At 32.4% G+C, this 23,893-nt stretch carries 23 protein-coding genes; 17 read left to right on the forward strand and 6 right to left on the reverse strand.

Annotated elements, in window-relative coordinates:
- The first annotated feature begins 68 nt into the window (after window positions 1-68).
- From KKQ76_RS11550 to KKQ76_RS11625, 16 genes are all read left to right on the forward strand, one after another.
- Complete coding sequence (locus KKQ76_RS11550) at window positions 69-1,289, forward strand: 3'-5' exonuclease (RefSeq protein ID WP_213197531.1); 1,221 nt, start codon at window positions 69-71, stop codon at window positions 1,287-1,289.
- A 98-nt stretch (window positions 1,290-1,387) separates the two neighbouring features.
- Window positions 1,388-2,587: a diaminopimelate decarboxylase gene (gene lysA / locus KKQ76_RS11555; RefSeq protein ID WP_213197263.1), complete on the forward strand. Its 1,200-nt coding sequence runs from the start codon at window positions 1,388-1,390 to the stop codon at window positions 2,585-2,587.
- Between the two features lie 66 nt (window positions 2,588-2,653).
- Complete coding sequence (locus KKQ76_RS11560) at window positions 2,654-3,142, forward strand: hypothetical protein (RefSeq protein ID WP_213197264.1); 489 nt, start codon at window positions 2,654-2,656, stop codon at window positions 3,140-3,142.
- Between the two features lie 107 nt (window positions 3,143-3,249).
- Complete coding sequence (gene miaB / locus KKQ76_RS11565; protein WP_213197265.1) at window positions 3,250-4,683, forward strand: tRNA (N6-isopentenyl adenosine(37)-C2)-methylthiotransferase MiaB; 1,434 nt, start codon at window positions 3,250-3,252, stop codon at window positions 4,681-4,683.
- Window positions 4,684-4,738: 55 nt separating this feature from the next.
- The gene (locus KKQ76_RS11570; RefSeq protein WP_213197266.1) at window positions 4,739-6,022 is read left to right on the forward strand and encodes a sigma-54 interaction domain-containing protein; all 1,284 of its coding nucleotides are present in this window, start codon (window positions 4,739-4,741) and stop codon (window positions 6,020-6,022) included.
- Window positions 6,022-6,588 (forward strand): LptE family protein, encoded by a 567-nt coding sequence (locus tag KKQ76_RS11575; RefSeq protein ID WP_213197267.1) that lies wholly within the window; start codon window positions 6,022-6,024, stop codon window positions 6,586-6,588. Before KKQ76_RS11570 ends, KKQ76_RS11575 begins: the two co-directional genes overlap by 1 nt.
- A gap of 3 nt (window positions 6,589-6,591) precedes the next feature.
- Window positions 6,592-8,247, forward strand: a complete 1,656-nt coding sequence (locus KKQ76_RS11580; RefSeq protein WP_213197268.1) for a hypothetical protein — start codon at window positions 6,592-6,594, stop codon at window positions 8,245-8,247.
- A gap of 79 nt (window positions 8,248-8,326) precedes the next feature.
- Window positions 8,327-9,594 (forward strand): IS3 family transposase gene (locus KKQ76_RS11585; protein WP_213195791.1). Its coding sequence is split into 2 segments (ribosomal slippage): window positions 8,327-8,666 and window positions 8,666-9,594, totalling 1,269 coding nucleotides; the frame shifts between segments, so codons are not numbered across the junction.
- A 56-nt stretch (window positions 9,595-9,650) separates the two neighbouring features.
- Complete coding sequence (locus KKQ76_RS11590) at window positions 9,651-10,520, forward strand: hypothetical protein (protein WP_213197269.1); 870 nt, start codon at window positions 9,651-9,653, stop codon at window positions 10,518-10,520.
- 146 nt (window positions 10,521-10,666) lie between these two features.
- Window positions 10,667-12,307, forward strand: coding sequence for a glucose-6-phosphate isomerase (pgi, locus tag KKQ76_RS11595; RefSeq protein WP_213197270.1), 1,641 nt, complete (start codon window positions 10,667-10,669; stop codon window positions 12,305-12,307).
- A gap of 40 nt (window positions 12,308-12,347) precedes the next feature.
- Window positions 12,348-13,235: a bifunctional 5,10-methylenetetrahydrofolate dehydrogenase/5,10-methenyltetrahydrofolate cyclohydrolase gene (locus tag KKQ76_RS11600; protein ID WP_213197271.1), complete on the forward strand. Its 888-nt coding sequence runs from the start codon at window positions 12,348-12,350 to the stop codon at window positions 13,233-13,235.
- 42 nt (window positions 13,236-13,277) lie between these two features.
- Window positions 13,278-13,868 carry a 7-carboxy-7-deazaguanine synthase QueE gene (locus KKQ76_RS11605; protein ID WP_394369380.1) on the forward strand — a complete coding sequence of 197 codons (591 nt, stop codon included), beginning with the start codon at window positions 13,278-13,280 and terminating at the stop codon, window positions 13,866-13,868.
- A 37-nt stretch (window positions 13,869-13,905) separates the two neighbouring features.
- Window positions 13,906-15,273, forward strand: coding sequence for an exopolysaccharide biosynthesis polyprenyl glycosylphosphotransferase (locus KKQ76_RS11610; protein ID WP_213197273.1), 1,368 nt, complete (start codon window positions 13,906-13,908; stop codon window positions 15,271-15,273).
- Window positions 15,274-15,332: 59 nt separating this feature from the next.
- Complete coding sequence (locus tag KKQ76_RS11615) at window positions 15,333-16,082, forward strand: MlaE family ABC transporter permease (protein WP_069800353.1); 750 nt, start codon at window positions 15,333-15,335, stop codon at window positions 16,080-16,082.
- On the forward strand, window positions 16,082-16,906 hold the full coding sequence (locus KKQ76_RS11620) for an ABC transporter ATP-binding protein (RefSeq protein WP_213197274.1): 825 nt from the start codon (window positions 16,082-16,084) through the stop codon (window positions 16,904-16,906). Before KKQ76_RS11615 ends, KKQ76_RS11620 begins: the two co-directional genes overlap by 1 nt.
- Window positions 16,881-17,513 (forward strand): outer membrane beta-barrel protein, encoded by a 633-nt coding sequence (locus KKQ76_RS11625; protein WP_246501399.1) that lies wholly within the window; start codon window positions 16,881-16,883, stop codon window positions 17,511-17,513. The genes KKQ76_RS11620 and KKQ76_RS11625 overlap by 26 nt, the downstream gene beginning before the upstream one ends.
- Window positions 17,514-17,578: 65 nt before the next feature.
- Here KKQ76_RS11625 and KKQ76_RS11630 read toward each other — a convergent pair whose 3' ends face one another.
- Window positions 17,579-17,893 carry a hypothetical protein gene (locus tag KKQ76_RS11630; RefSeq protein WP_213197275.1) on the reverse strand — a complete coding sequence of 105 codons (315 nt, stop codon included), beginning with the start codon at window positions 17,891-17,893 and terminating at the stop codon, window positions 17,579-17,581.
- A gap of 77 nt (window positions 17,894-17,970) precedes the next feature.
- Window positions 17,971-18,780 carry a M48 family metallopeptidase gene (locus KKQ76_RS11635; RefSeq protein ID WP_213197276.1) on the reverse strand — a complete coding sequence of 270 codons (810 nt, stop codon included), beginning with the start codon at window positions 18,778-18,780 and terminating at the stop codon, window positions 17,971-17,973.
- Between the two features lie 153 nt (window positions 18,781-18,933).
- Between KKQ76_RS11635 and KKQ76_RS11640 the strand changes: the two genes are divergently transcribed.
- The gene (locus KKQ76_RS11640) at window positions 18,934-19,464 is read left to right on the forward strand and encodes a DUF4251 domain-containing protein (RefSeq protein WP_213197277.1); all 531 of its coding nucleotides are present in this window, start codon (window positions 18,934-18,936) and stop codon (window positions 19,462-19,464) included.
- A 1-nt stretch (window position 19,465) separates the two neighbouring features.
- On the opposite strand, the gene meaB is transcribed toward KKQ76_RS11640, so the two are convergent.
- The 4 genes from meaB to scpA all read right to left on the reverse strand — a co-directional run bounded on the left by meaB (window position 19,466) and on the right by scpA (window position 23,814).
- A complete protein-coding gene (gene meaB / locus KKQ76_RS11645; protein WP_213197278.1) occupies window positions 19,466-20,452 on the reverse strand; it encodes a methylmalonyl Co-A mutase-associated GTPase MeaB in 987 nt (328 codons plus the stop codon).
- Window positions 20,453-20,636: 184 nt separating this feature from the next.
- Window positions 20,637-20,849 carry a DUF2281 domain-containing protein gene (locus KKQ76_RS11650; RefSeq protein ID WP_213190372.1) on the reverse strand — a complete coding sequence of 71 codons (213 nt, stop codon included), beginning with the start codon at window positions 20,847-20,849 and terminating at the stop codon, window positions 20,637-20,639.
- Window positions 20,850-20,994: 145 nt separating this feature from the next.
- Window positions 20,995-21,486 (reverse strand): hypothetical protein, encoded by a 492-nt coding sequence (locus KKQ76_RS11655; protein ID WP_213197279.1) that lies wholly within the window; start codon window positions 21,484-21,486, stop codon window positions 20,995-20,997.
- A 204-nt stretch (window positions 21,487-21,690) separates the two neighbouring features.
- Window positions 21,691-23,814, reverse strand: coding sequence for a methylmalonyl-CoA mutase (gene scpA / locus KKQ76_RS11660; protein WP_213197280.1), 2,124 nt, complete (start codon window positions 23,812-23,814; stop codon window positions 21,691-21,693).
- Window positions 23,815-23,893 lie beyond the last annotated feature (79 nt).

A 23,893-nucleotide genomic window follows, 5' to 3' on the forward strand; every position in this document is an offset into this window, starting at 1 on the left:
AAATCTTATAATTTTATAAATCCCACCAATTTATAAACCGTAAATTTGTGGGATATTTATTTTTCGTTTTGTATACCATAATAGACATAGAAGGAAACGGAGCGCCTTATAGAAAAGAAAGCATTATAGAAATTGCGATTTTTAGATATGATGGCCACGTTATCACAGACCAATTTATTTCACTTGTTAATCCAGAAAGTGAAATATCTCCATTTGTACAAAAACTGACAGGAATTACCCAAAAAATGGTAAAAACCGCTCCGAAATTTCATGAAATCGCGAAAAGAATCATAGAAATTACAGAAGGAACCATTTTAGTAGGACATAATATAGATTTTGATTACAGAATGCTTCGTCAAAGTTTTAAAAGACTAGGTTTTGATTTTAAAATCAATACTTTAGATACCATTCCTTTAGCAAAAAAACTGATTCCTCATGAAAAAAGTTATTCTCTGGGGAAATTATGTAAATCTATTGGGATTCCTTTGGTAGATGAGCACCGAGCTTCTGGTGATGCAAGGGCTACTTTGGAACTTTTTAAATTGTTAAAAACCAAAGACAACAGCCATGAAATTATTCAGCAACATCATGAAGAAAGTAACGCAAAATCTTATATCAATAAAATAAAAGAACTTACTCAGGATTTACCTTCGGAGAAAGGTTTTGTGTATTTTCAGAATGCTTCTGGAGCTATTATTTTTGAAGATTATGTAGATGATATTTTCAGAGTTTCTAAAAAATTATTCAATTCTAAATCTGTTAAATGGCAAAGTATTCAGGAAGAAGTCACACAAATTAATTACGAACTTACGGGAACAGATACTATTGCGAGACTAATGTTGCTGAATCAGAATAAATTGAAGAAGCAGTTTTTACCTTATGGTTTGTTCTACATTGATGGAAAATTTAAGGTTGAAAAAAACTCTAGTCACTCAGAAAAGCCATTATTGAAATTCAAAAACTTTTCTCAAGGCAGTAAAGTGAAGCATTATATCACCGAAAATGAATCGCTTAGCGATTATAAAACGCTGAAAGAGCTTATTACGCTGAAAGGTAGAAATGAACTATGGATTGGAAAAGGCAGAAGTCTCGGCGAAAAATCTTTTCTCATTATAGAAGAAGGAAAATTGATTTCATTTGGGTATTATGAATTGTTCCATCAGATTCAGTCTAGGAAGAAATTAAATAAATTACAGTTAGAAGTGAAGAAAGTTTCGCCAGAAATTATCAATGATTTGAAACTATCTTTATTGAAAAACGAGTATAAAATAGAAAAATTACCTAAATAAATCTAAAAAATATACTCAAAATAGATAATTTTTACTAAATAAAATTATTGTTTGGTTTTAAAATCTAAAATTTATATTTTTGCAGTAAAATTTTTATTATGACAAATCAAGATTTGCTTCAGATTGCAGAAGAATTCGGAACGCCGGTTTATGTTTATGACGCCGATTCTATAAAATCTCAGTATGAGAAACTCACCACTTCTTTTGCAGAGAGCACTAAGTTTTTCTACGCTTGTAAATCACTCACCAATATCAACATCCTAAAATATGTAGAAAAATTAGGAGCGAATCTTGATTGTGTTTCTATAAACGAAGTAAAATTAGGGTTAAAAGCTGGTTTTTCCGCAGAGAGAATTTTATTTACGCCCAATTGTGTAGACCTTGCCGAAATAGAAGAAGCAATGGCTCTAAACGTTCATATTAATATTGATAACATCTCTATTTTAGAGCAATTTGGGACTAAATATGGCGATTCTTACCCAGTTTTTCTAAGAATTAATCCACATATTTTTGCGGGAGGAAATTATAAAATTTCTACGGGACACATTGATTCTAAATTTGGGATTTCTATTCACCAAATGCGTCACATAGAACGCGTGATGAAATCTACTAATCTTAACATCGAAGGTTTGCACATGCATACTGGTAGCGAGATTAAAGATCCAGAAGTTTTCTTGCAAGGTTTAGAAATTATGTTTGAACTTTCAGAAAGTTTCCCAAATCTTAAATATATTGACATGGGAAGTGGTTTCAAAGTTCCTTACCAAAAAGGCGAGTTAGAGACAGATGTGAAAGCTTTGGGTAAAAAAGTAGAAAAAGCAGTGACTCAGTTCAAAAAAGAAACAGGTAAAGATTTTGAATTGTGGTTTGAGCCAGGGAAATATTTGGTTTCTAAATCTGGACATTTTTTGGTAAAATCTAACGTGATTAAACAAACCACTGCTACCGTTTTTGTGGGCGTGAATTCTGGTTTCAACCATTTAATCAGACCGATGTTCTATGATTCATATCACGTCATTGAAAATCTAACCAATCCTAAAGGAACAGAAAGGATTTATACAGTAGTTGGAAATATCTGTGAAACCGATACGTTTGCTTGGGACAGAAAATTACACGAAGTTAGAGAAGGGGATGTTTTAGTATTCAGAAATGCAGGAGCTTATGGTTTCGAAATGAGTTCTAATTTCAATTCAAGGCTGAAACCTGCTGAAGTTTTATTCTTAGATGGAAAAGCGCATCTCATCAGAAAAAGAGAAGAATTCGATGATTTATTGAAAAATCAAATCGAAGTTTTATAAATTTTAAATAAGGGTTGTAATTCATTTACAACCTTTTTTTGTAAATTTACTATTAAATTTTAAGACATGAAAAAGTTTTTATTATTAGTGATGATGACGTTTTCTTTCGGTTTTGTGAGTGCACAATATTTGGTGGAAGACAATGATATTACAGAAAATTCTAAAGAATTTGGTAGAGCAGATATTTCATTAGATATGAATAATCCGCTAGAATTTTACAGACTAAAATGTGCGAATGCTACTTATGCGCAATATATTGGCGGAGAAAATGGTTTTAAAGACAAATTATTTAAAAATCTAAAAGCCAGTCTTTCTAACAACTTATACTCTGTAAATGGAACTTTTGATTTCATTTTCTACATTGATAAAGAAGGAAATTTAAAGGATTTTGTACTAAAACCAGAAGTTCCGAATAGTAATCTTTTGCAAACAGACATTAATAATGCGGTAAAAGCCATGAATCAAAAATGGATGCCTGCAACTTGCGATGGTGCAAAAGTAGATTCTAAAATAAGACTGAAAGTCAATTTCAGGACAGATTTATTCGATATGTAAAAATTAAAAGTCGCTTGAGAAAAGTGATTTTTTTATTTTCTTAATAGGTGTTTCTCCTGCCATTTTGTCAGAAAATTCCTTATCTTTGCACTCAAAATATTTGAAAAGTGCAAGAAAAATATATAGACGAAACTAAACAAGGCGAAGCTTTTGCTATTGCAGAAAAACCAGAAAATTCTAAAAAATTGTTTTTAGAAAGTTACGGTTGTCAAATGAATTTCTCAGACTCAGAAATCGTAGCCTCTATTCTTAACGAACAAGGTTATAATACCACCATGAAAGTAGAAGAAGCAGATTTAATTTTGCTTAATACCTGTTCTATCAGAGAAAGAGCAGAACAAACCGTGAGAATGCGTTTGTCTCAATTCAAAAATTTGAAAAAAGAAAATCCAAGTCTTACGGTTGGTGTTCTTGGTTGTATGGCTGAACGTCTTAAAACTAAATTTTTAGAAGAAGAACAATTGGTAGACTTAGTAGTTGGTCCAGATGCGTATAGAGATTTACCAAATCTTTTGAAAGAAACAGAAGACGGAAGAGACGCCATCAATGTTATTTTATCTAAAGAAGAAACGTACGCAGATATTAATCCTGTTCGTTTGGGTGGAAACGGTGTTACCGCATTCGTAACCATTACCAGAGGTTGTGATAATATGTGTACCTTCTGTGTAGTTCCCTTTACCAGAGGTAGAGAAAGAAGCCGTGATCCGCATTCTATCATTAAAGAATGCAAGGCATTAGCGGAAAATGGCTACAAAGAAATTACGCTTCTTGGGCAAAACGTGGACTCTTATCTTTGGTATGGAGGTGGTCCTAAAAAAGATTTTGATAAAGCTTCGGAAATGCAAAAAGCTACGGCGGTAAATTTTGCTCAATTGTTAGAAATGGTAGCAAAAGCAGTTCCTGCAATGAGAATTCGTTTTTCTACTTCTAATCCGCACGAAATGACGGAAGAAGTTTTCCGTGTGATTGCAAAATATGATAACGTTTGTAAATATATTCACCTTCCTGTACAAAGTGGAAGTGATAGAATTTTGCAGAAAATGAATCGTCAACATACACGTCAGGAATATTTAGATTTGATTAAAAAAGCAAAGGAAATAGTTCCAGACATTGCTTTTTCTCAAGATATGATTGCTGGTTTCTGTGGCGAAACCGAAGAAGATCACCAATTAACTCTTGATTTAATGAGACAAGTAGAATACGATTACGGTTATATGTTTGCGTATTCTGAAAGACCAGGAACTCCAGCTCACAAAAAAATGGAAGATGATGTTCCTGCAGATGTGAAGCAAAGAAGATTAGCCGAAATTATTGCTTTGCAAGGAGAATTATCCAGAAAAAGAATGCAATCTTACGTTGGCAAAACCTACCAAGTTTTGATTGAAGGAATTTCTAAGAAAAATAAAAACCAATGGAAAGCCAGAACTTCTCAGAATGCTGTAGTGGTTTTTGACAAAGTAGAAGGACAAAATATTGGTGACTTTGTGACTGTTTTCGTAGAAGATTGTACACAAGGTACACTTTTGGGGAAAACGATTTAAGAAATTATTTTAATTTCTGTATTTTAAAAACATAAAACCTCAAATCTCAAAAATTATGAGCGACTTACAATCCATAAAAAACCGTTTCGGAATTATAGGGAATTTTCCCGCACTTAACCGTGCCATAGAAAAAGCAATTCAGGTGGCACCTACAGATATTTCCGTTTTGGTTATCGGAGAATCTGGAGTTGGTAAAGAACATATCCCGAAAATTATTCATAGCGAATCTCGCAGAAAACACCAACCATATATTGTGGTAAACTGTGGTGCAATTCCAGAAGGAACAATAGATTCAGAACTTTTTGGGCACGAAAAAGGAGCTTTTACAGGCGCAACTTCTACCAGAAAAGGGTATTTCGAAGTAGCAGATGGTGGAACGATTTTCTTAGATGAAGTTGGGGAATTGCCTTTGCAAACTCAAGTAAGACTTCTAAGAGTTTTAGAAAGTGGAGAATTTATGAAAGTGGGTTCTTCTCAAGTTCAAAAAACCAATGTGAGAATCGTAGCTGCGACTAATGTGAACATGATGAAAGCGATTGAAGACGGCAGATTCAGAGAAGATTTGTACTATCGTCTCAATACGGTTCAGATTGATATGCCACCTTTGAGAGAAAGAAAAGGAGATATTCATTTGCTTTTCAGAAAATTCGCCATTGATTTTGCCGAAAAATACAGAATGCCAGAGTTGCAATTGACAGATGATGGTGTTAAATATTTAGAAAATTATACTTTCCCAGGAAATATTCGTCAGTTGAGAAATTTAGTGGAACAAATGACGGTGGTAGAACAAAATAGAAGCGTAAATTCTACTAAATTATCAGAATATATTCCGATGAATGCTCAGCTTCCTGCTGTGGTTTCCAGAGGTGGAAATTCAGGAAATTCAGGAGCAGATTTCGGTTCAGAAAGAGAAATCATGTACAAAATTCTTTTTGACATGAGAAATGATTTAAATGATTTAAAATCCTTAACTTCGGAACTGATTAAGAATAGAGGAAATCAAAGTTTTTCGCATCATGAGCAAGATTTAATTGGTAGAGTTTTTAAAACTGAAACCCAACCGGTTAATACAAGTTCTATTTTGTATTACGAAGATCAACCAGCTGCGCCAACTCCTAATTTCTACAATGATACTGAGGAGTACGAAAATGGAGTGGAAGATATAGATTTAGAAGAAGAACCAAAAGAAGAGTCTCTTTCTTTAATCAATAATGAGAGAGATTTAATTGTAAAAGCGCTCGAAAAACACAAAGGCAGAAGAAATAAAGCTGCTGATGAATTGGGAATTTCTCAGAGAACGCTTTACAGAAAAATAAAACAATATAATTTAGAAGATTAATGAAAAGATTTCAGATTTTAAATTTCAGATTTCAGACCAAAAATTTTAAAATTTTTGGAGTTTTATTCTTGGGTTTCTTTTCCTTGGCTCTTTTGTCTTCTTGCTATAGTTTTACAGGGAATTCTCTGAATCACGACGAAAAAACCATTCAGATTAAAAATTTCCCTAATAATGCAGCTTTGGTGAATGCTAATTTAAGTCAAGAATTTTCTATTGCTCTTCAAAATAGATTTTTGCAAAGGTCTGGTCTAAAGGGAACTACGGAAAATCCTGATGTTCTTATTGAAGGAGAAATAACAGATTATAGCATTTCGCCTACCACTATTTCTACACCAGTTACTACAGACGGTGGAAATATTCAAGCGGCACAGAATAAACTCACCATTACAGTAAAAGTTCATTACGAAAACAGTAAGTTTCCAGAAGCGAGTTTTGATAGAACCTATTCAGACGAAGCGGTTTTCAGTAGTGATTTAGATATTAATGCCATAGAAACTTCTCAAGTGAAATTGGTAAACGAAAGGATTATCAATAAAATTTTTAACGATATTGTAGCCAATTGGTAAAAGATGAATGCACGAGTTTTAGAATTGCTTCAGCGCCCAGAAAATATTTCTAGAGAAGACATTTCGCTTCTTCAGAATGAAATTTCTAAATTCCCTTATATGCAGAGTATCAGAACTTTGCGTCTTTCGGCAATTTTTAATTTCGATGCTGAAAATTACCAAAAAGAACTAACCAAAACCGCAGCGTATACTACGGATAAAAAAATTCTCTACACTTTCATCAATAAAAAGAAGGAAGAAGAGAAAAAAGAATTGACGAAATTCAAGAAAATTGTACTCGCTAAAACTGAATATGAAGTTGAAAAAACCATTGAAGAACCTGTAAAAATCGTTGAGGTTCCAGAGCAAAATATCACTAAGAATTCTTCTGAAAATTTAACCGAAACGGTAGAAAAAATAGAGGCGGAAAAACCTGTAGTTACGCATCCGGAAAGTGTAGTAGGTGATACCGAATTAGAAGCGCCGATTCTTGACAAAAAAGAAAATGAGTTCGAAGTTCTGAAAGAATTGGAGATTTTAGAGATTGAAAATCAATTGCTTGAGCAAGAAAAAGCGGAAGAAGAAAATGCAGAAATTGCGTTCAAAACGAGAGAAGAAGATCTTAATTTCAGTAAAGAAACCGTTTTAGAGCATATTGATCAATCAGATGACAAGGAAATTACGTCTGTAAAACCTTCGGATATTAGTTTTAATGGTTTCGAAAGTTTCTTGCCAAACGTAAAATTCACCGTTCCTTCTACTCTAAAAGAAGAACCGAAATCTGAACCAAAAGCAGAAATTTCTGCACCAATTTTTGAAGAAAAACCAACCGAAGAAAAAATAAAATCTGAAGAAATTCCATCTGAAAAAACTCCAGAATTGAACATTTCAGTACCAGAAAAAACTGAGATTTTAGAGGAAAATACAGAAATGACGATTGAAAAAGAAGCGCCTCAAGTAATTAATACTCCTATTTTGAAGGAAGAAAAAGAAGAAATTGAAGAAGAAATTCATACCGATTGGAAACCGATGAATTTTATGATGAATCCACTGGATTCTATGATTCAAAAACCAGCAGTTTCTCAACCGAAACCTACCGAAAAACCAGTTGTGGTAAAACCAGAAATTGCAACTACAGAAGAGAAGAAAATGGTAGAAGAAGTTGCGCCAATCGAAATGAAAAAAGAGGTTTTAGAAGAAGTTATAATTAAAGAAAAACCTATTGAAAAATCTATTCTAAATACTTCTTTCTTTCAAGAAACTTCAGTTCAAACTATTGAAAATCAAGTGGAAAAACTTTCGGCGGAAGAAAATAATAGCAACGTTCCAGATTTTGTAAATACTTGGCAAAGTTGGCTTAAAATTGACCGTTCCGGAATTAAAACTCCTGAAAATATTCCAGTAAAAGTCATTGAGAAAAAAGCGGAAATTATCGATAAATTCATTGAAGAAAATCCTAAAATTTCTCAGTTAAAAGAAGAAGTTAGCTTTATAGTAAAAGAAAAAAATGACGACATCTCACACTTGATGACCGAAACTTTAGCAAAACTTTACACTGAACAAAGATTGTACACCAAAGCAATTAAAGCTTACGAAATCCTTCAAAATAAGCATCCAGAAAAAGCCGAAGATTTTAAAGCTAAAATTCAAGAAATCAAAGATTTAAAGCAAGGTAAATAAAACAAAAACTCCAAAAAATTCTTGGAGTTTTTTTATTGAATGTCTTGTCCTGAAAAAAGTTGACTAAAAATTAGATAATATGTCAACAAAAAAGAAAATTTCAAAAATTCCAATTGCCCCACAAATTTATAGCGAAGCATTTAAACGTCAAGTTGTAAGTGAATTTGAGAGGGGTTTATTTACTAAAGCAGAACTTCGAAGACGTTACAATATTCAAGGCAATAGTTGTCTACCAAGATGGTTAAAAAAATATGGTAAATTTACCTATGAAGATAAATTAACTATTGGTCGTCCTATGAAAGATCCTCAACAACAGCGTATAAAAGAGCTAGAGGCTCAATTAGCAAAAAAAGAAGAAGAATTAAAAGTATTCAAACGATTTATTGAAATAGCTGAACGTGAGCTTAAAATTGATATTGTAAAAAAGTCTGGTTCCAAGCAGTTGAAGAAATAAATGTAAATAGTTCATTGACTATTTATGAGTTATGCGAACTGTTTGGATACACAAAACAAGCATTTTACAAGCGAAAGTCAAAGGTAAAAACGCCTAAATACAACTCAGAATTATTACGAAGTTTAGTAGTTACTATTCGTAAGCAATTACCCCGAACAGGTGGCAAGAAACTTTATGTAATGTTACAAGATGAATTTATAAAACATCATATATCAATTGGTCGGGATCATTTTTTAGATTTTTTAAAAGCCGAATATTTACAAGTACCTAAAGTTCGAAGATATTACAAAACAACAAACTCAAGACATTGGATGAAACGCTATCCAAATTTAATTAGCAATTTTGTACTTAACAGACCTGAGCAAGTTTGGGTTGCTGATATAACTTATTTACGAACAAAAGAGAAAACATACTATTTGCATTTACTCACTGATGCTTGTTCCAAGAAAATCGTTGGTTATCAACTGTCAGATAATTTAATGAGTTCAACTACAGTAAAAGCTTTAGAAATGGCTTTGATTAACAGGGAAACAAAAAATCAACTCATTCACCATTCTGATAGAGGTTTACAATATTGCAGTAAAGAGTATACCGAATTGTTAAAGAAAAACAATATTTTAATTAGTATGACGCAAGAATACGACCCGTATGAAAATGCAGTAGCAGAAAGAGTAAATGGAATTTTAAAAGAAGAATTTGGTTTACATGAAATATTTGAAAACTATCAAAATTTAAACAAACAAGTTACACAAGCCATAACTTTATACAACAATTTTAGAATACATATGTCAATTAATATGATAACTCCAAACCAAGCGCATCAACAAAAAACAATACAATTAAAACAATGGAAAAAAATAAATCGTAACAGAATTAATTCTGCTACGATTTAACTATATTTGAATTATTAACGAGTCAACCTTTTTTAGGACAACTCACTTTTGATAACATGAAAACTACTTCCAATCTTATTTTTACTTTACTAAATCTCTTATTTATTTCCGCATTTTCTCAACAGAAAATAAAAGTTATTGATTTAGAAAACAACCAGCCTATTTCCTATGCAAAAGTAATTTTGGAGGATGGAAGTTATAGAAACACAGAAACTGATGGAAGTATAAATATTTTTCCAAATGAAAAAATAATTGAAATTCAATCTTTTGGTTACGAAATTTTGAAAATTTCAGAGTATAAAACCTCATATTTTCTCATACCAAAATTTAAAAATATTGAAGAGGTAATTATTGAAAATCCTAAACAAAATAAGTTCTTTCGAATAGGTGAAATTAAGAAAGAAAAAAATTCACATTCCTTTATCGCCTCCAAAAATACATTGTCTATAGTTAGTTTTTTTGAAAGTAAGGACAACCCAAATTACAAATTCATTAAAAATATCAAGTTTTATAATAATGTAGAGAGCACAAAAAAAGACGCCACAATTAATTTGATAATATTTAAAAATGAAAATGGAAGACCTTCTGAAGAAATTTGGAAAAGTTTTACAATACGATGTAAACCTGGAAAAAAAATCACAACAAAAAACTTCAAAACTCCAATTCAATTTCCCGACGAAGGACTTTTCATTGGTTTTGAATGGATTATTAATGATGAAAATTCTTTTGAGCAAGAGTTTATATTGAACAATAAATACAATGAAACAAAAAAAACATTAAAGAAATTTAATAATCCTTATATCTACTCTCAAACTTCTGAGTTCAATGAAATACTTATTAAGACAAAATCTGGATGGGAAAAATTCAACCACAATATTCTTAATGAAAATAGAAGACTTTCGATAGAGTTAACACTTACAAATTAATTTTTCATAACAAAATTCATAAAATCTTAAAGCCCTTAAATTTTTTGGGGCTTTTATTTTTGCGTAAATTTGCACGGACTTTGTCCGTTTTATGAAGATGAATAAAACTGTAAATTTTAGTTGTTAAACCTTAAACCAAAAGAATTATGTTACCAAAAATAAATCCAGAAAATACACAAGCTTGGAAATCACTCAACGAACATTTTGCACAAAATGATTTTGACCTAAGAACACTTTTTCAAGAAAACACTGATCGTTTCCAGCAGTTTTCAGTAAAAAAAGAAAATTATCTTTTTGATTTTTCTAAAAATTTAATTGACCAAAAAGCATTTGATTTATTGCTTCAATTGGCAGAAGAAACACAATTGAAAGCTGCTATTAACGCTATGTTTTCTGGCGAAAAAATAAATGAAACCGAAAAAAGAGCGGTACTTCACACTGCTTTAAGAGATTTTTCTGACAAAGAAATTCTTGTAGACGGCGAAAATATAAAACCAGGAATCAAAAAAGTTCTTGACCACATGAAAGCTTTCTCCGAAAAAGTGATTTCAGGAGCGCACAAAGGTTTCAGCGGAAAAGAAATTACTGATGTGGTAAACATTGGAATTGGTGGTTCAGATTTAGGACCTGTAATGGTAGTTTCGGCGCTTAAACACTTCAAAACAAGATTAAATGTACATTTCGTTTCGAATGTAGACGGAAATCACATGGCAGAAGTAGTGAAAAACTTAAATCCAGAGACTACACTTTTCATCGTAGCTTCTAAAACGTTTACCACTCAAGAAACTATGACCAATGCAAACTCTGCTAAATCTTGGTTCTTAAAAGCTGGAAAAGAAGAAGATGTAGCGAAACACTTCGTAGCTTTATCTACTAATATTCAGGCGGTTAAAGCGTTCGGAATTGCAGAAGAAAATATTTTCGAGTTCTGGGATTGGGTTGGCGGAAGATATTCACTTTGGAGCGCTATTGGTTTAAGCATCGTTCTAGCAGTGGGTTATGAAAATTTTGAAAATTTATTGAAAGGAGCTTACGAAACTGATGTGCATTTCCAAACGGCAGATTTCAAAGAAAACATTCCTGTTTTAATGGGACTTTTGGGAATTTGGTACAGAAATTTCTTTGATGCAAGTTCTTATGCTATTTTACCGTACTCTCAATATTTAGACAGATTTGCAGCGTATCTTCAACAAGGAGATATGGAATCTAACGGAAAATCTGTAGACAGAAATGGGGAATATGTAACTTATCAAACCGGTCCAATTATTTGGGGAGAACCAGGAACGAATGGTCAACATGCTTTCTATCAATTGATTCACCAAGGAACAGAATTAATTCCTGCAGATTTTATCGCTTATGTAAAATCTTGCAACGAAGTTTCTGACCATCAAGAAAAATTATTAGCGAACTTTTTCGCTCAAACTGAGGCACTTGCATTCGGAAAAAGCGAAGACGAAGCAAGAGCAGAATTGGTAAAAGAAGGAAAATCTGAAGAAGAAATTGAAAAATTAGTGAAATTCAAAACCTTCATGGGAAACACTCCTACTAATTCATTCTTTATCAATGAACTAACTCCATTTTCACTAGGACAACTCATCGCACTTTATGAACACAAAATCTTCGTACAAGGTGTGATTTGGAACGTGTTTAGTTTTGACCAATTTGGAGTAGAATTAGGAAAAGTTTTAGCAGGAAAAATTCTACCAGAACTTACTGATAATGAAAAAGTAAACTCACATGATTCTTCTACAAATGGTTTAATAAACTATTTCAAAGAAAATAAGTAAATTTGGAATAAATCTAAAAAGTAAAATAAAAAGAAAAAACATGGCACAAATTCTCGACGGTCTAAAAGTTTCAAAAGAAATAAAGGCTGAAATTAAAGCAGACGTAGAAAAAATTATTGCAAGCGGAAAAAGAGCTCCTCATCTCGCAGCAATTTTAGTAGGAAACAACGGCGCGAGCGAAACTTACGTTGCCAGCAAAATAAAAGATTGTAAAGAAGTAGGATTTACTTCATCGCTTTACAGATTTTCGAGCACCGCTTCTGAAGCAGAAGTTTTAGAAAAAATTGCAGAACTTAATGTAGACCCAGAAGTTGACGGATTCATCGTTCAGTTGCCTTTGCCAAAGCAAATGGACCAAGAAAAAGTAATCATGGCGATTAATTCTCATAAAGACGTAGATGGTTTTCACCCCGAAAATTTTGGAAGAATGGCACTCGAAATGAGTACATTTTTACCAGCTACTCCTTTTGGAATCCTCACATTATTAGAACGTTATAATATCGAAACCAAAGGTAAAAACTGTGTAATTATCGGTAGAAGTAAAATCGTAGGAAGACCCATGTCTATCTTAATGGGAAGAAAAGATTTCCCAGGAAATGCTACAGTTACGGTAACGCACTCTTACACTTCACACATTGAGGAATTTACCAAAAATGCTGACATTGTGATTACTGCATTAGGAGATCCAGAATTTTTAAAAGAAGATATGATTAAAGATGGTGTAGTGATTGTAGACGTAGGAATTACCCGAGTAGAAGATGCTAATGCGCCAAAAGGTTATAGAATTGTAGGAGATGTAGATTTCGAAAGTTGCGAGAAAAAAGCAAGTTGGATTACTCCAGTTCCAGGAGGAGTGGGACCAATGACCAGAGCGATGTTATTAAAAAATACTATTTTAGCATACAAACACACGATTTATAAAGATTAAGAATTGGATTTAACAAAAGAAATATTATTAAAAGAAGGAAAAATGCTCCCAGTGATGGAGCATTTTTATACTTTACAAGGAGAAGGTCACCACACTGGAAAAGCCGCTTATTTTATAAGATTAGGTGGTTGTGATGTAGGTTGTCATTGGTGTGATGTGAAGGAAAGTTGGGATCCAGAATTACATCCTTTGATGGATACCGTAGAAATTGCAGAAATTGCAGCAAGTTATTGTAAAACCATTGTTCTAACAGGTGGAGAACCACTGATGTGGAATTTAGAAATTTTGACCAAAAGATTAAAAGAATTGGGTTGTCAAATTCACATCGAAACTTCTGGAGCTTATGATATGAGCGGAACACTTGATTGGATTACGCTTTCTCCTAAGAAAACAGGTTTACCAAAAGAAGAAATTTACAAAGTAGCTAATGAGTTGAAAATCATAGCATTTAACAACCATGATTTCACCTTCGCTGAAGAACAAGCTGCTAAAGTTTCAGAAAATTGTAAATTGTATCTACAAAGTGAATGGAGCAAAAGAAACGAAATGTATCCAAAGATTACTGATTTTATTTTGGCAAATCCTAAATGGCAAGCTTCTGTACAAACACATAAATATCTTAATATTCCATAAAATTTAGCAACTTTGTAAGGACTTTACTTTCTAAAACATGCAGAAATTAAGATACTCTAGATATTTTAAAAGCGCTATCATCATCCTCGATATTTTAATCGTGGCTGCTGTTTTTGTGTTCTTTTTTCTGATGAGACACGAATATGTTTTAGAAAAAGCAAGAACAGAGGAAAACGTTTTATCACTTCTGCTATTAAGTCTTTTTTGGATTCTTTTAAGCGGAAGAACAAAATTATATTCCATTCCTAGAAACCTTACGTATACACTTTATGTAGAGCGTATTGTCACTCATATTTTTATATTTTTATTGGGAATTGTACTTTTAGCCAAAGTGAGTAATAATGAATTTTTGAAGTATGAAAGATTCTGGATTACGTTTACTCTTTTCATTATTTTATTTTTGGTTAAGTCATTCATTTTCTTTACCTTAAAGTACATTAGAGCACAAGGTGGAAACTACAGAAATGTAATGTTTATCGCAGAAAATTCATCCTCTGAAATTTTAAAAGATATTGTTACCCAACGTAAAGATTATGGTTACAGAGTTTATGAATTTCCCAATGAAGAAATTAACATTTCGGAGCTTCAAAATTTTTGGAGAGAAAAAGAAATTCACACCGTTTTTATTCCTACTCAAAATCATTTAAGTAAAAAACTGCTTGAAGAAATCAATAGAGAAGCAGAAAATGATAAGATTAAAATTTCATTAATTCCAAGTGCTATTCAAAATGAGTTTTTCCAATATGACTTGGGATACATCGAAACTCAACCTATTTTAACGCCTTCGAAATTTCCTTTGCACTATTATAGCAATGCGATTATCAAGAGAAGTTTTGATATTTTATTCTCGCTTTTGGTTTTAATTTTTATTGCGACTTGGCTATTTCCCATCATTGCTTTATTAATCAAATTAGACAGTAAAGGAAGTGTATTTTTTAAACAAAAAAGATATGGATTTCATGATGAAGTTTTTGAATGCATCAAATTCAGAACTATGATTGAAAATGAAGAATCTGCGACCAAAACTACTTCACAAAATGACAGCAGAATAACAAGAATTGGTAGATTTTTAAGAAAAACCAGTTTAGACGAAATGCCTCAATTCTTTAATGTTTTAAGAGGAGATATGTCTGTAGTAGGACCTAGACCTCACATGTTATTAATTGATGAATTTTACAAGGCAAAAATTGGTAGATATTCGGTGAGAAGCTTGGTAAAACCTGGCATTACGGGACTTGCACAAGTAAGCGGTTTGCGTGGTGACACTGGGGAAATGGAAATAGAAATGAAAAAGAGAATTTTAGCAGATTCATTCTATGTAAAAAATTGGAGCCTTACTCTAGATATTGTTATCATTCTGAAAACCATCTTATTAGTGATAAAAGGCGACCAAAAAGCCATTTAGAACAATAAATTGAAATTCTATAAAATTATTAATCCTAAAAAATGTAACTTCGCACGGTTATGTTAAAACTTTTAAGCGCAATAGGACAATACTTTTTACTATTAGGAAAAGTAATTCAAAAACCTCAAAAAAGGCAAGTTTTTTTTAAACTTCTCATGAGAGAAATCAATGACTTGGGAGTAAATTCTTTTGGACTCACTTTATTTACCTCAATATTTGTAGGAGCTGTAATCGCAATACAGATGTATAATAATTTTAGAAATTCTTCTATACCCATTCCCGCTCCTTTTATTGGTTATGCTACCAAAGTTGTCTTAATTCTAGAATTTGCCCCTACAATTATTTCCGTAATTTTAGCCGGTAAAGTAGGTTCTTATATTACTTCGAGTATTGGAACGATGAGAGTTACAGAGCAAATAGACGCTTTAGATATTATGGGAGTAAATTCTGCAAATTTCTTGATTTTACCAAAAATTTTAGCAAGTGTAATTTTCAATCCATTGTTAATTGCTATAAGTATGGTTTTCGGAATATGGGGAGGTCATCTTGCAGGTATTGCGACAGGAAATTGGTCTAGAGCTGATTATATTTCTGGAATTCAAATGTATATGCCACCATTTTATATTTGGTATGCATTTTTAAAAACAGCTGTATTTGCATTTCTTATTGCAACTATACCAGCTTTTTTTGGTTATAAAGTAAGTGGAGGATCTTTAGAAGTAGGTAGGGCAAGTACACAAGCTGTAGTTTGGACTATAGTAGCCATCATCATTGCTAACTTAGTATTAACACAAATGTTCTTAAGCTAATGATAGAAGTAAAAGATTTAAGAAAAAGTTTTGATGGTGTAGAAGTTCTGAAAGGAATTACCACCACTTTCGAAACTGGAAAGGTAAACTTAGTGATAGGACAGTCTGGTTCTGGAAAAACAGTATTTCTAAAAAGTTTACTGAATGTTTTTGAACCAACTAGCGGACATATTTTATTTGACGGTAGAGATATTGTAGGCATGTCTCGTCAAGAAAAAGAGGCATTGAGAGCTGAAATAGGAACCGTATTTCAAGGAAGTGCTTTGTTTGATTCTATGACGGTTCAAGACAATATCATGTTTCCTCTAGATATGTTTACCAATCTTACTTTCACCGAAAAGAAAAAACGAGTAAAAGAAGTAATTGGTAGAGTTCACTTAGAAAATGCAGAGAAAAAATTTCCATCTGAGATTTCAGGAGGAATGCAAAAAAGAGTAGCGATTGCGAGAGCTATTGTTAATAACCCAAGATATTTGTTTTGTGACGAGCCCAACTCTGGGCTAGACCCTTTTACCGCAAACATAATTGATGATTTAATTGCAGAAATCACCGAAGAATATAATACCACTACGATTATAAATTCTCACGATATGAATTCTGTAATGACAATTGGCGAGAAAATTGTATACTTGAGAAAAGGAATTAAAGAATGGGAAGGAACAAAAGATATTTTAATCACCTCAGACAATAATTACCTGATAGATTTCGTTTATTCTTCAGAATTATTTAAAGAATTAAGAGAATATCTTATCAAAATCAATAAAACAAGTATAGATAACATTATAACAACAATAGAAAATGAAACAGATCAAGAAAATATTTAGCACATTATTTGTAACGGCATCATTGCTGTCTTTCTCGCAGGTAACTTTCGGAGCGAAGGCCAATATCATCTACCAAACTGGTGATCCTACTTGGGAAAATATAAAAAATGGAACTGTAGATGCATACGAAGACAAAGGAAAGAATAACGTAGGCTATAACGCAGGTATTTCACTAAAAATTGATACACCTCTTGGAATTTTTATTCAACCAGAATTGTATTACACTACTTTTAGTAAAGAATTCACAGTAGATGGAACGAATACAACAATTACTGTTAAAAACAACAGAGCAGATTTACCTGTTTTAGTAGGATATAATGTATTAGGAAAAACATTAGGTATTTATGCAGGACCTGTAGCTTCTTATAATCTTTCTACAGATAATCAATATAATGATTTTAAAGAAAATGCTACGAAAGAATTTACTTTAGGCTATCAATTCGGCGCACAAGTTACTATTTCTAAATTGGTAGTTTCTGCAAGATACGAAGGTGCATTTAGCAATGACCAAAGAGAATATATCAACACGAATGTATCTTCTAACGAAGTAATTAGATATGACAACAGACCGAGTTTATTAATGTTCGGAGTTGGTTTAAATTTCTAAAAAATTAAGGACATTAATTAAAAAAATGAAAAATCTCGGCTGCTTCGCAGCCGAGATTTTTCATTTTATAGATTACTATTTTCAGAATTATTAGGATTTGGATTTACATTTTGTTGCGCTAACTCAGCAGCTTGCTTTTCTATTTCTATCTTTTCTTGCTGCAATCTTTGTAATTCTTTTCTTTTTTGTTCCGCTTTTATAGAAGAGCCTTTACTTGCATATCCTACAATTCCTCCTATAATTAAACCAATTCCTACGCCTCCCATTATTCCCATAAAGTGAGAAAGTGTAAATTCTTCTACTTCTAAATTGGTGGTCATATAAAACAGCAATCCAGAAATACTTAAAAGGAGAATTCCTATAATTGTTAAATTTTTCATTTTTAACGTATTTTTAAAATAAAACCTTCTCAAATTTAAAAAAATTTAAGAAGGTTTTTATTATTATTTTAAATTATTTACATTTTTCCACCAGCTTGCTTGTAATATTCAAGCGCTTTGGTCATATGTTTATTTAAGTCTGATCTTCTAGTATCTGGACTTGGGTGAGTTGATAAAAATTCTGGTGGTCTTTGCGAATTGGCAGCTTGAGCTTCCATTCTTTCCCAGAAAGGTAGTGATTGTCTTGGGTCATAACCAGCCATTGCCATGATATATAATCCCATTTGATCGGCTTCTAATTCTTGACTTCTTCCATATTTAAGAAGAGCTACTTGCGCTCCAATTGGATATGCAACTTGAAAAATTTGTTGTAATTTATCATTCGAAATTACGCCACCTGCAATTGCACCACCATATTGTGCAATCATCGCTTGAGAAATTCTTTCATTTCCATGACCTGCAAGAGCGTGAGAAACTTCGTGTCCCATTACTACAGCAATACCTGTTTCGTCTTTACAAACGGGCATAATTCCTGTGTAGAAGGCTACTTTTCCACCAGGCATACACCAAGCGTTTAACTGTTTGTCTTCCAATAAATTAAACTCCCAGTTATACCCTTGCAAATCTGCTTCTCTACCAATGCTTTTATAATAATTAGTCGCAGCATTTTTTATTCTAATTCCTACATTTTTTACTCGAGTTGCATCAGTAGTATTGGTGACAACTTTAGCTTTAGAAAGCGCTGTTTGATATTCTTGCACTCCCATTGCAGAGAGTTGGTCATTTCCTACAATTTGTACAGATTTTCTACCTGTAATTGGATTCGTAACACAAGCAACTAATGCTAAAGAAACGGCTCCGGTAGCGATAATAGTTTTTATTTTCATGTTTTTGTGATTTAATATTTTTAACAAATTTAAAACAAAATTTATTCCATTCATAATTATGTAGAAATTATATAAAAAAGAAATCTAATTCTGATAAGTTTTGCATTAAATTTGTACTGATAATTAATCGTTTAACTCAACACCCAATATATTATGAAAAAATTAATTTATTTGAGTTTCTTAGCAATACTCTCTATTTTATATTCGTGTTCTTCACAAATTAATATAGATCCCAAAACTTTAGAGGAAATTACAACTTCTAATCAGTTTACTTTTATGGCAGAAAGAGCCAATCCTACCAATTTTGATGTAATCAATATCATGAATTCTATGCCAAATGGAAATTCAGCTAGAATGCTAGATTTAGATTATGGCTACACTGTGGTTTTAAAAGAAAAAGAGCTAGATGTAACTTTGCCTTACTTTGGCAGAATGTTTAATCCAAGTTATGATACCTCTAAAAATAGTTACCGATTTACTTCTAAAGATTTTACACTGAGTAAAATTCTAAACAAAAAAGGGAATTTAGTGTATACCATTTCGCCTAAAGATGTAGACCATGTAAGAGTAATTTACATAGAAGTTTATAAAAACGGAAATGCCTATGTTTCTATAGATTCTAACGACAGACAACCTATTTCTTATAATGGCTACTTGATGAAAAATGAAATTTCTAAGAAATAATTTAAAGTTTTTTATTCAATAAACTTTCTACAAAAATTTTAGCTTCAGAACTTGGATTAGATTTCAATTCTGAAGCATTTTTTTTATGGCTTTCGAACTGATTTTCAAGTTCATGGGTAGATTTAGTTGCACTTAAAATATATTGATGAACCCAATATTCAAAACGTTTTTCGGCTTGAATTTTTCTAACTTCTTCTAACCTTCCCGTTTTTATTTTTAAAGAAATGAAATCATTTATTTTCTCGTAAACCTCATCTAAACCTTCATTATGAAGAGCGGAACCTAACAAAACAGGAACCTTCCAATCTTTTTCTTTTGGGTGCTGAAATTGTAATGCATGAATCAATTCTGAACGGTGCATTCTGGCCTCTTTTAGATTTTCTTCATGTACTTTATTGATGAAAATAACATCTACCATTTCCATCAAACCTCTTTTGATGCCTTGCAATTCATCTCCAGTTCCTACTACTTTTAGCAACAAAATCACATCCGAAATATCCGCAACCAAAACTTCTGATTGACCAACTCCTACCGTTTCTATCAAAATGTAATCATAACCAGCAGCTTCGCAAATAAGCATAGTTTCAAAAGTAGTATTGGCAACTCCGCCTAGAAATCCAGAACTCGGACTAGGGCGAATAAATGCATTTTCGTCTTTTGCCAATTCTTCCATTCTGGTTTTATCTCCTAGAATAGAACCTTTATTCACCGAAGAACTTGGGTCAATGGCTAAAACAGCCACTTTTTTGCCTTGTGAAATCGCAAATTTTCCAAAACTTTCGATAAATGTAGATTTCCCAGCACCAGGAACTCCGGTAATTCCTATTCTTACTGATTTACCAGTGTAAGGCAGGATTTTTTTCAGCAGTTCTTCAGCCAAAACTCTATGCTCTGGCTTTTTACTTTCGATTAAAGTAATGGCTTTCCCAAGAATTCTTTTGTCTTGGGCTAATATTCCTTGTAAAAGTTCTTCTGTAGAAAAATTCATCTTAACAAAATTAAGAAAGTATTTCAAACTATTTTCTAAAAAATTTAAAATTGCTCTAAAAGAAAATCAAAATAGAATTTCTGCACTATTTTTCTGGTAGAATTTTAGAAAAATGCCATAACGAAAAAGGCTTCAGGAACCTGAAGCTTTAATGAAAAAAAATTTGATTTGATATGAAGAACTTTTACTCTGTCTCTGCCGGAATATCTAAATGACTTCTGCCATACTTTATGTCTTCTAGACCTCTCAGTATTACTCTTTTTTGCTCGTCACTTAAATCTTCGTCTTTGTGAAATTTATATACCAAGTATTCTATATACTCCAATAATTCCTCCGCTAAATAATCTGGCAAATCTTTTATCAGATTATTAATTTTTTGTAATGTGGTTAATTCCATTTCAATTGGGTTTTTAGGCTTTTTTTGGTGGTATAAAGGTACGCCAATCCGCTTAAAACACCTCATGAAGTGATATGAATGATTTCAGTGATTTTTGTTAGGTTTTTAAATAAAAAAAGAAGCAATATTGCTTCTTAAAATTTAATTAACTTATCCATGAATCTCTTCGACCAATTAAAATCCATTTCCCATTTACTTTTTTATAAATTCCCATAAAACCTCCTCCCCAAAGTGGACCACAAGATGCTGAAACTGTTACGATGCAAGTGTTTTTTTCTTTATTAAAAAACGGAACAGAAAAAGTTTTGATACATGTGTTTGGATATTTATGACTAAACTCTTTCCAGAAATTTTGTCCAGTTTTCAAATAGAAAGATTCTAATTCTTTAGAAGTTATGTATTTTACTTTTTGAATTATTCTAGACTTCTCAAATTTAAAATCTTGCAAACCTTCTGCTTGTGTTTTATAAAATAAAGAATCTGTTTCTAAGAAATCCTTATCATAATTTATCATCATAGATAATCCTGGAGGTAGTTCTTCAAAATTATTTCCAATTTGTTTGTTTTCTGGAAAAGAAACATTTTTTATTTGGATATTATAAACATAATTTTCACCATCATTCTTATCTCTCTTCATTATATCTTCAGTAATTAACTGATTTAAAACTTCATATTTTAAATCAATTGTTTCGTCTTTTTCTTTGCAGGAGAAAAGAAATAAAAACATTATCAAAATCAAATATTTCATTAGTTTATATAATTAATGATGAATGAAACTTTTATTTTTCTTACAAAAAAACGGGCAGAAACCCGTTTTTTTTTGTAAATCTAATTAAACTTTTTATCCCAAAAACTTCTCCAAAATTTCTACAGCTGATTTCGGTAAATTCGTTCCAGGTCCGAAGATAAAATCAGCACCATTTGCATACAAGAAATCATAATCTTGCTGTGGAATTACACCACCTACAACTATCGTGATATCATCTGCTCCTAGTTTTTTCAGTTCTTCTACCACTTGCGGAACCAAGGTTTTATGACCTGCCGCTAAAGAAGAAACGCCCAAAATATGAATATCATTTTCTACGGCTTGTTTCGCTACTTCTTCTGGCGTTTGGAAAAGCGGAGCCACATCTACATCAAATCCCATATCTGCAAAGGCTGTTGCTACTACTTTTGCACCTCTGTCATGACCGTCTTGTCCCATTTTGGCAACCATAATTCTTGGTCTACGACCTTCCTGGTCTTCAAATTTTTGAGTAAGCGCAACCGCTTTTTCAAAATATTCATTTTTATTAGCATTCATAGCATATACACCTGAAATGGTTTTGATATTAGCTTTATATCTTCCAAAATTACTTTCTAAAGCATCTGAAATCTCACCAAGAGTTACTCTTCTTCTAGCTGCTTCTATACTTAGCGCCAAAAGATTTTTGTCTCTGTTTTTAGCCGCCTCACGAATTTCTGTTAAAATTTTTTCTACTTTAGCATTGTCTCGTTCTGCTTTTATTTTTTCTAATCTTTCGATTTGTTTACGGCGAACTTCTGTATTATCAATGTCTAAAATTTCAAATTCTGGCTGCTTTTGATTGGTTTTAAAAGAATTTACACCGATGATAAACTCTTCACCACTATCAATTTTCGCTTGTTTTCTTGCTGCTGCTTCTTCTATTCTCATCTTCGGAATTCCCGCTTCTATCGCTTTAGTCATTCCGCCTTCCTGTTCTACTTCGTCGATATATTTCTGTGCTTCCTCAATCATTTGTTGAGTCAAGGCTTCTACCAAATGACTTCCACCCATCGGATCTACTACATCACAAATTCCTGATTCTTGCTGAAGAATAATCTGTGTATTTCTTGCAATTTTAGCAGAATAATCTGTTGGCAAAGCAATAGCTTCATCTAAAGCATTCGTGTGAAGAGATTGTGTTCCACCTAAAGCGGAAGAAAGCGCTTCAATAGCTGTTCTGGTGATATTATTGAACGGTTCTTGCTCGGTTAAACTCCAACCAGAAGTTTGCGAGTGTGTTCTTAACGCTAAAGATTTTTGATTTTGAGGATTAAATTGTGTCAAAAGATTTGCCCAAATATAACGAGCGGCTCTCATTTTGGCAATTTCCATGAAATGATTCATTCCGATTGCCCAGAAAAAAGATAGTCTTGGCGCGAAATCATCTACATTCATTCCTGCTTTTATCCCCGTTCTCACATATTCTAAACCATCTGCAAGTGTATAAGCCATTTCCAAAACTGGAGTTGCTCCTGCTTCTTGCATGTGATAACCTGAGATAGAAATCGAATTGAATTTAGGGATATTTTGAGAAGTATATTCGAAAATATCTGCAATTATTTTCATAGAAGGTTCTGGCGGATAGATGTAAGTATTTCTCACCATAAATTCCTTCAAAATATCATTTTGGATGGTTCCCGAAAGTTTCTCCTGAGAAACACCTTGCTCTTCTGCGGCAACAATATAAAATGCCAAAATCGGTAAAACTGCTCCATTCATGGTCATGGAAACCGATATTTGATCCAATGGAATTTCATTGAACAAAATCTTCATATCTTCCACAGAATCGATGGCAACTCCTGCTTTTCCTACATCTCCTACAACTCTAGGATGATCTGAATCATAACCTCTGTGCGTTGCCAAATCGAACGCCACAGAAAGTCCTTTTTGTCCTGCTGCAAGATTTCTTCTGTAAAAAGCATTGGATTCTTCTGCGGTAGAAAAACCTGCGTACTGACGAATCGTCCAAGGTTTTTGAACGTACATCGTAGAATATGGCCCTCTTAAATAAGGAGCAATTCCTGCGCTGTAACCTTTTGATTTTAAAGCTTCTGAATCTTCAGAAGTGTAAGAAGATTTTAGTTGAAGTCCATCTTTTTCAAAAGAATAGTTTTCTGTATTAGAAGTAAATCCAAAATTTTTAAAATCGGGATTTACGTTTTGAATTTTCGTTCTCATTTCATGAAATTTCGATGAGTAAATTTACGATATTTTTAATTTTAAAAAAAAGTGAAATTTTAGGCGATTTGGGCTCCTT

The organism is Cloacibacterium caeni (genome assembly GCF_907163105.1).
GTDB lineage: Bacteria > Bacteroidota > Bacteroidia > Flavobacteriales > Weeksellaceae > Cloacibacterium > Cloacibacterium caeni_A.

Excerpts from the sequence above, each read along its gene's own strand:
- KKQ76_RS11580 (WP_213197268.1), top strand. The coding sequence starts at position 6,592 with ATGAATGCACGAGTTTTAGAATTGCTTCAGCGCCCAGAAAATATTTCT.
- KKQ76_RS11625 (WP_246501399.1), top strand. The coding sequence starts at position 16,881 with ATGAAACAGATCAAGAAAATATTTAGCACATTATTTGTAACGGCATCA.
- pgi (WP_213197270.1), top strand. The coding sequence starts at position 10,667 with ATGTTACCAAAAATAAATCCAGAAAATACACAAGCTTGGAAATCACTC.
- KKQ76_RS11655 (WP_213197279.1), bottom strand. The coding sequence starts at position 21,486 with ATGAAGAGAGATAAGAATGATGGTGAAAATTATGTTTATAATATCCAA.
- KKQ76_RS11605 (WP_394369380.1), top strand. The coding sequence starts at position 13,278 with ATGCTCCCAGTGATGGAGCATTTTTATACTTTACAAGGAGAAGGTCAC.
- KKQ76_RS11560 (WP_213197264.1), top strand. The coding sequence starts at position 2,654 with ATGAAAAAGTTTTTATTATTAGTGATGATGACGTTTTCTTTCGGTTTT.
- KKQ76_RS11575 (WP_213197267.1), top strand. The coding sequence starts at position 6,022 with ATGAAAAGATTTCAGATTTTAAATTTCAGATTTCAGACCAAAAATTTT.
- KKQ76_RS11635 (WP_213197276.1), bottom strand. The coding sequence starts at position 18,780 with ATGAAAATAAAAACTATTATCGCTACCGGAGCCGTTTCTTTAGCATTA.
- KKQ76_RS11650 (WP_213190372.1), bottom strand. The coding sequence starts at position 20,849 with ATGGAATTAACCACATTACAAAAAATTAATAATCTGATAAAAGATTTG.
- KKQ76_RS11615 (WP_069800353.1), top strand. The coding sequence starts at position 15,333 with ATGTTAAAACTTTTAAGCGCAATAGGACAATACTTTTTACTATTAGGA.
- KKQ76_RS11630 (WP_213197275.1), bottom strand. The coding sequence starts at position 17,893 with ATGAAAAATTTAACAATTATAGGAATTCTCCTTTTAAGTATTTCTGGA.
- KKQ76_RS11590 (WP_213197269.1), top strand. The coding sequence starts at position 9,651 with ATGAAAACTACTTCCAATCTTATTTTTACTTTACTAAATCTCTTATTT.
- KKQ76_RS11610 (WP_213197273.1), top strand. The coding sequence starts at position 13,906 with ATGCAGAAATTAAGATACTCTAGATATTTTAAAAGCGCTATCATCATC.
- KKQ76_RS11600 (WP_213197271.1), top strand. The coding sequence starts at position 12,348 with ATGGCACAAATTCTCGACGGTCTAAAAGTTTCAAAAGAAATAAAGGCT.
- scpA (WP_213197280.1), bottom strand. The coding sequence starts at position 23,814 with ATGAGAACGAAAATTCAAAACGTAAATCCCGATTTTAAAAATTTTGGA.
- KKQ76_RS11620 (WP_213197274.1), top strand. The coding sequence starts at position 16,082 with ATGATAGAAGTAAAAGATTTAAGAAAAAGTTTTGATGGTGTAGAAGTT.
- meaB (WP_213197278.1), bottom strand. The coding sequence starts at position 20,452 with ATGAATTTTTCTACAGAAGAACTTTTACAAGGAATATTAGCCCAAGAC.
- KKQ76_RS11640 (WP_213197277.1), top strand. The coding sequence starts at position 18,934 with ATGAAAAAATTAATTTATTTGAGTTTCTTAGCAATACTCTCTATTTTA.
- lysA (WP_213197263.1), top strand. The coding sequence starts at position 1,388 with ATGACAAATCAAGATTTGCTTCAGATTGCAGAAGAATTCGGAACGCCG.
- KKQ76_RS11570 (WP_213197266.1), top strand. The coding sequence starts at position 4,739 with ATGAGCGACTTACAATCCATAAAAAACCGTTTCGGAATTATAGGGAAT.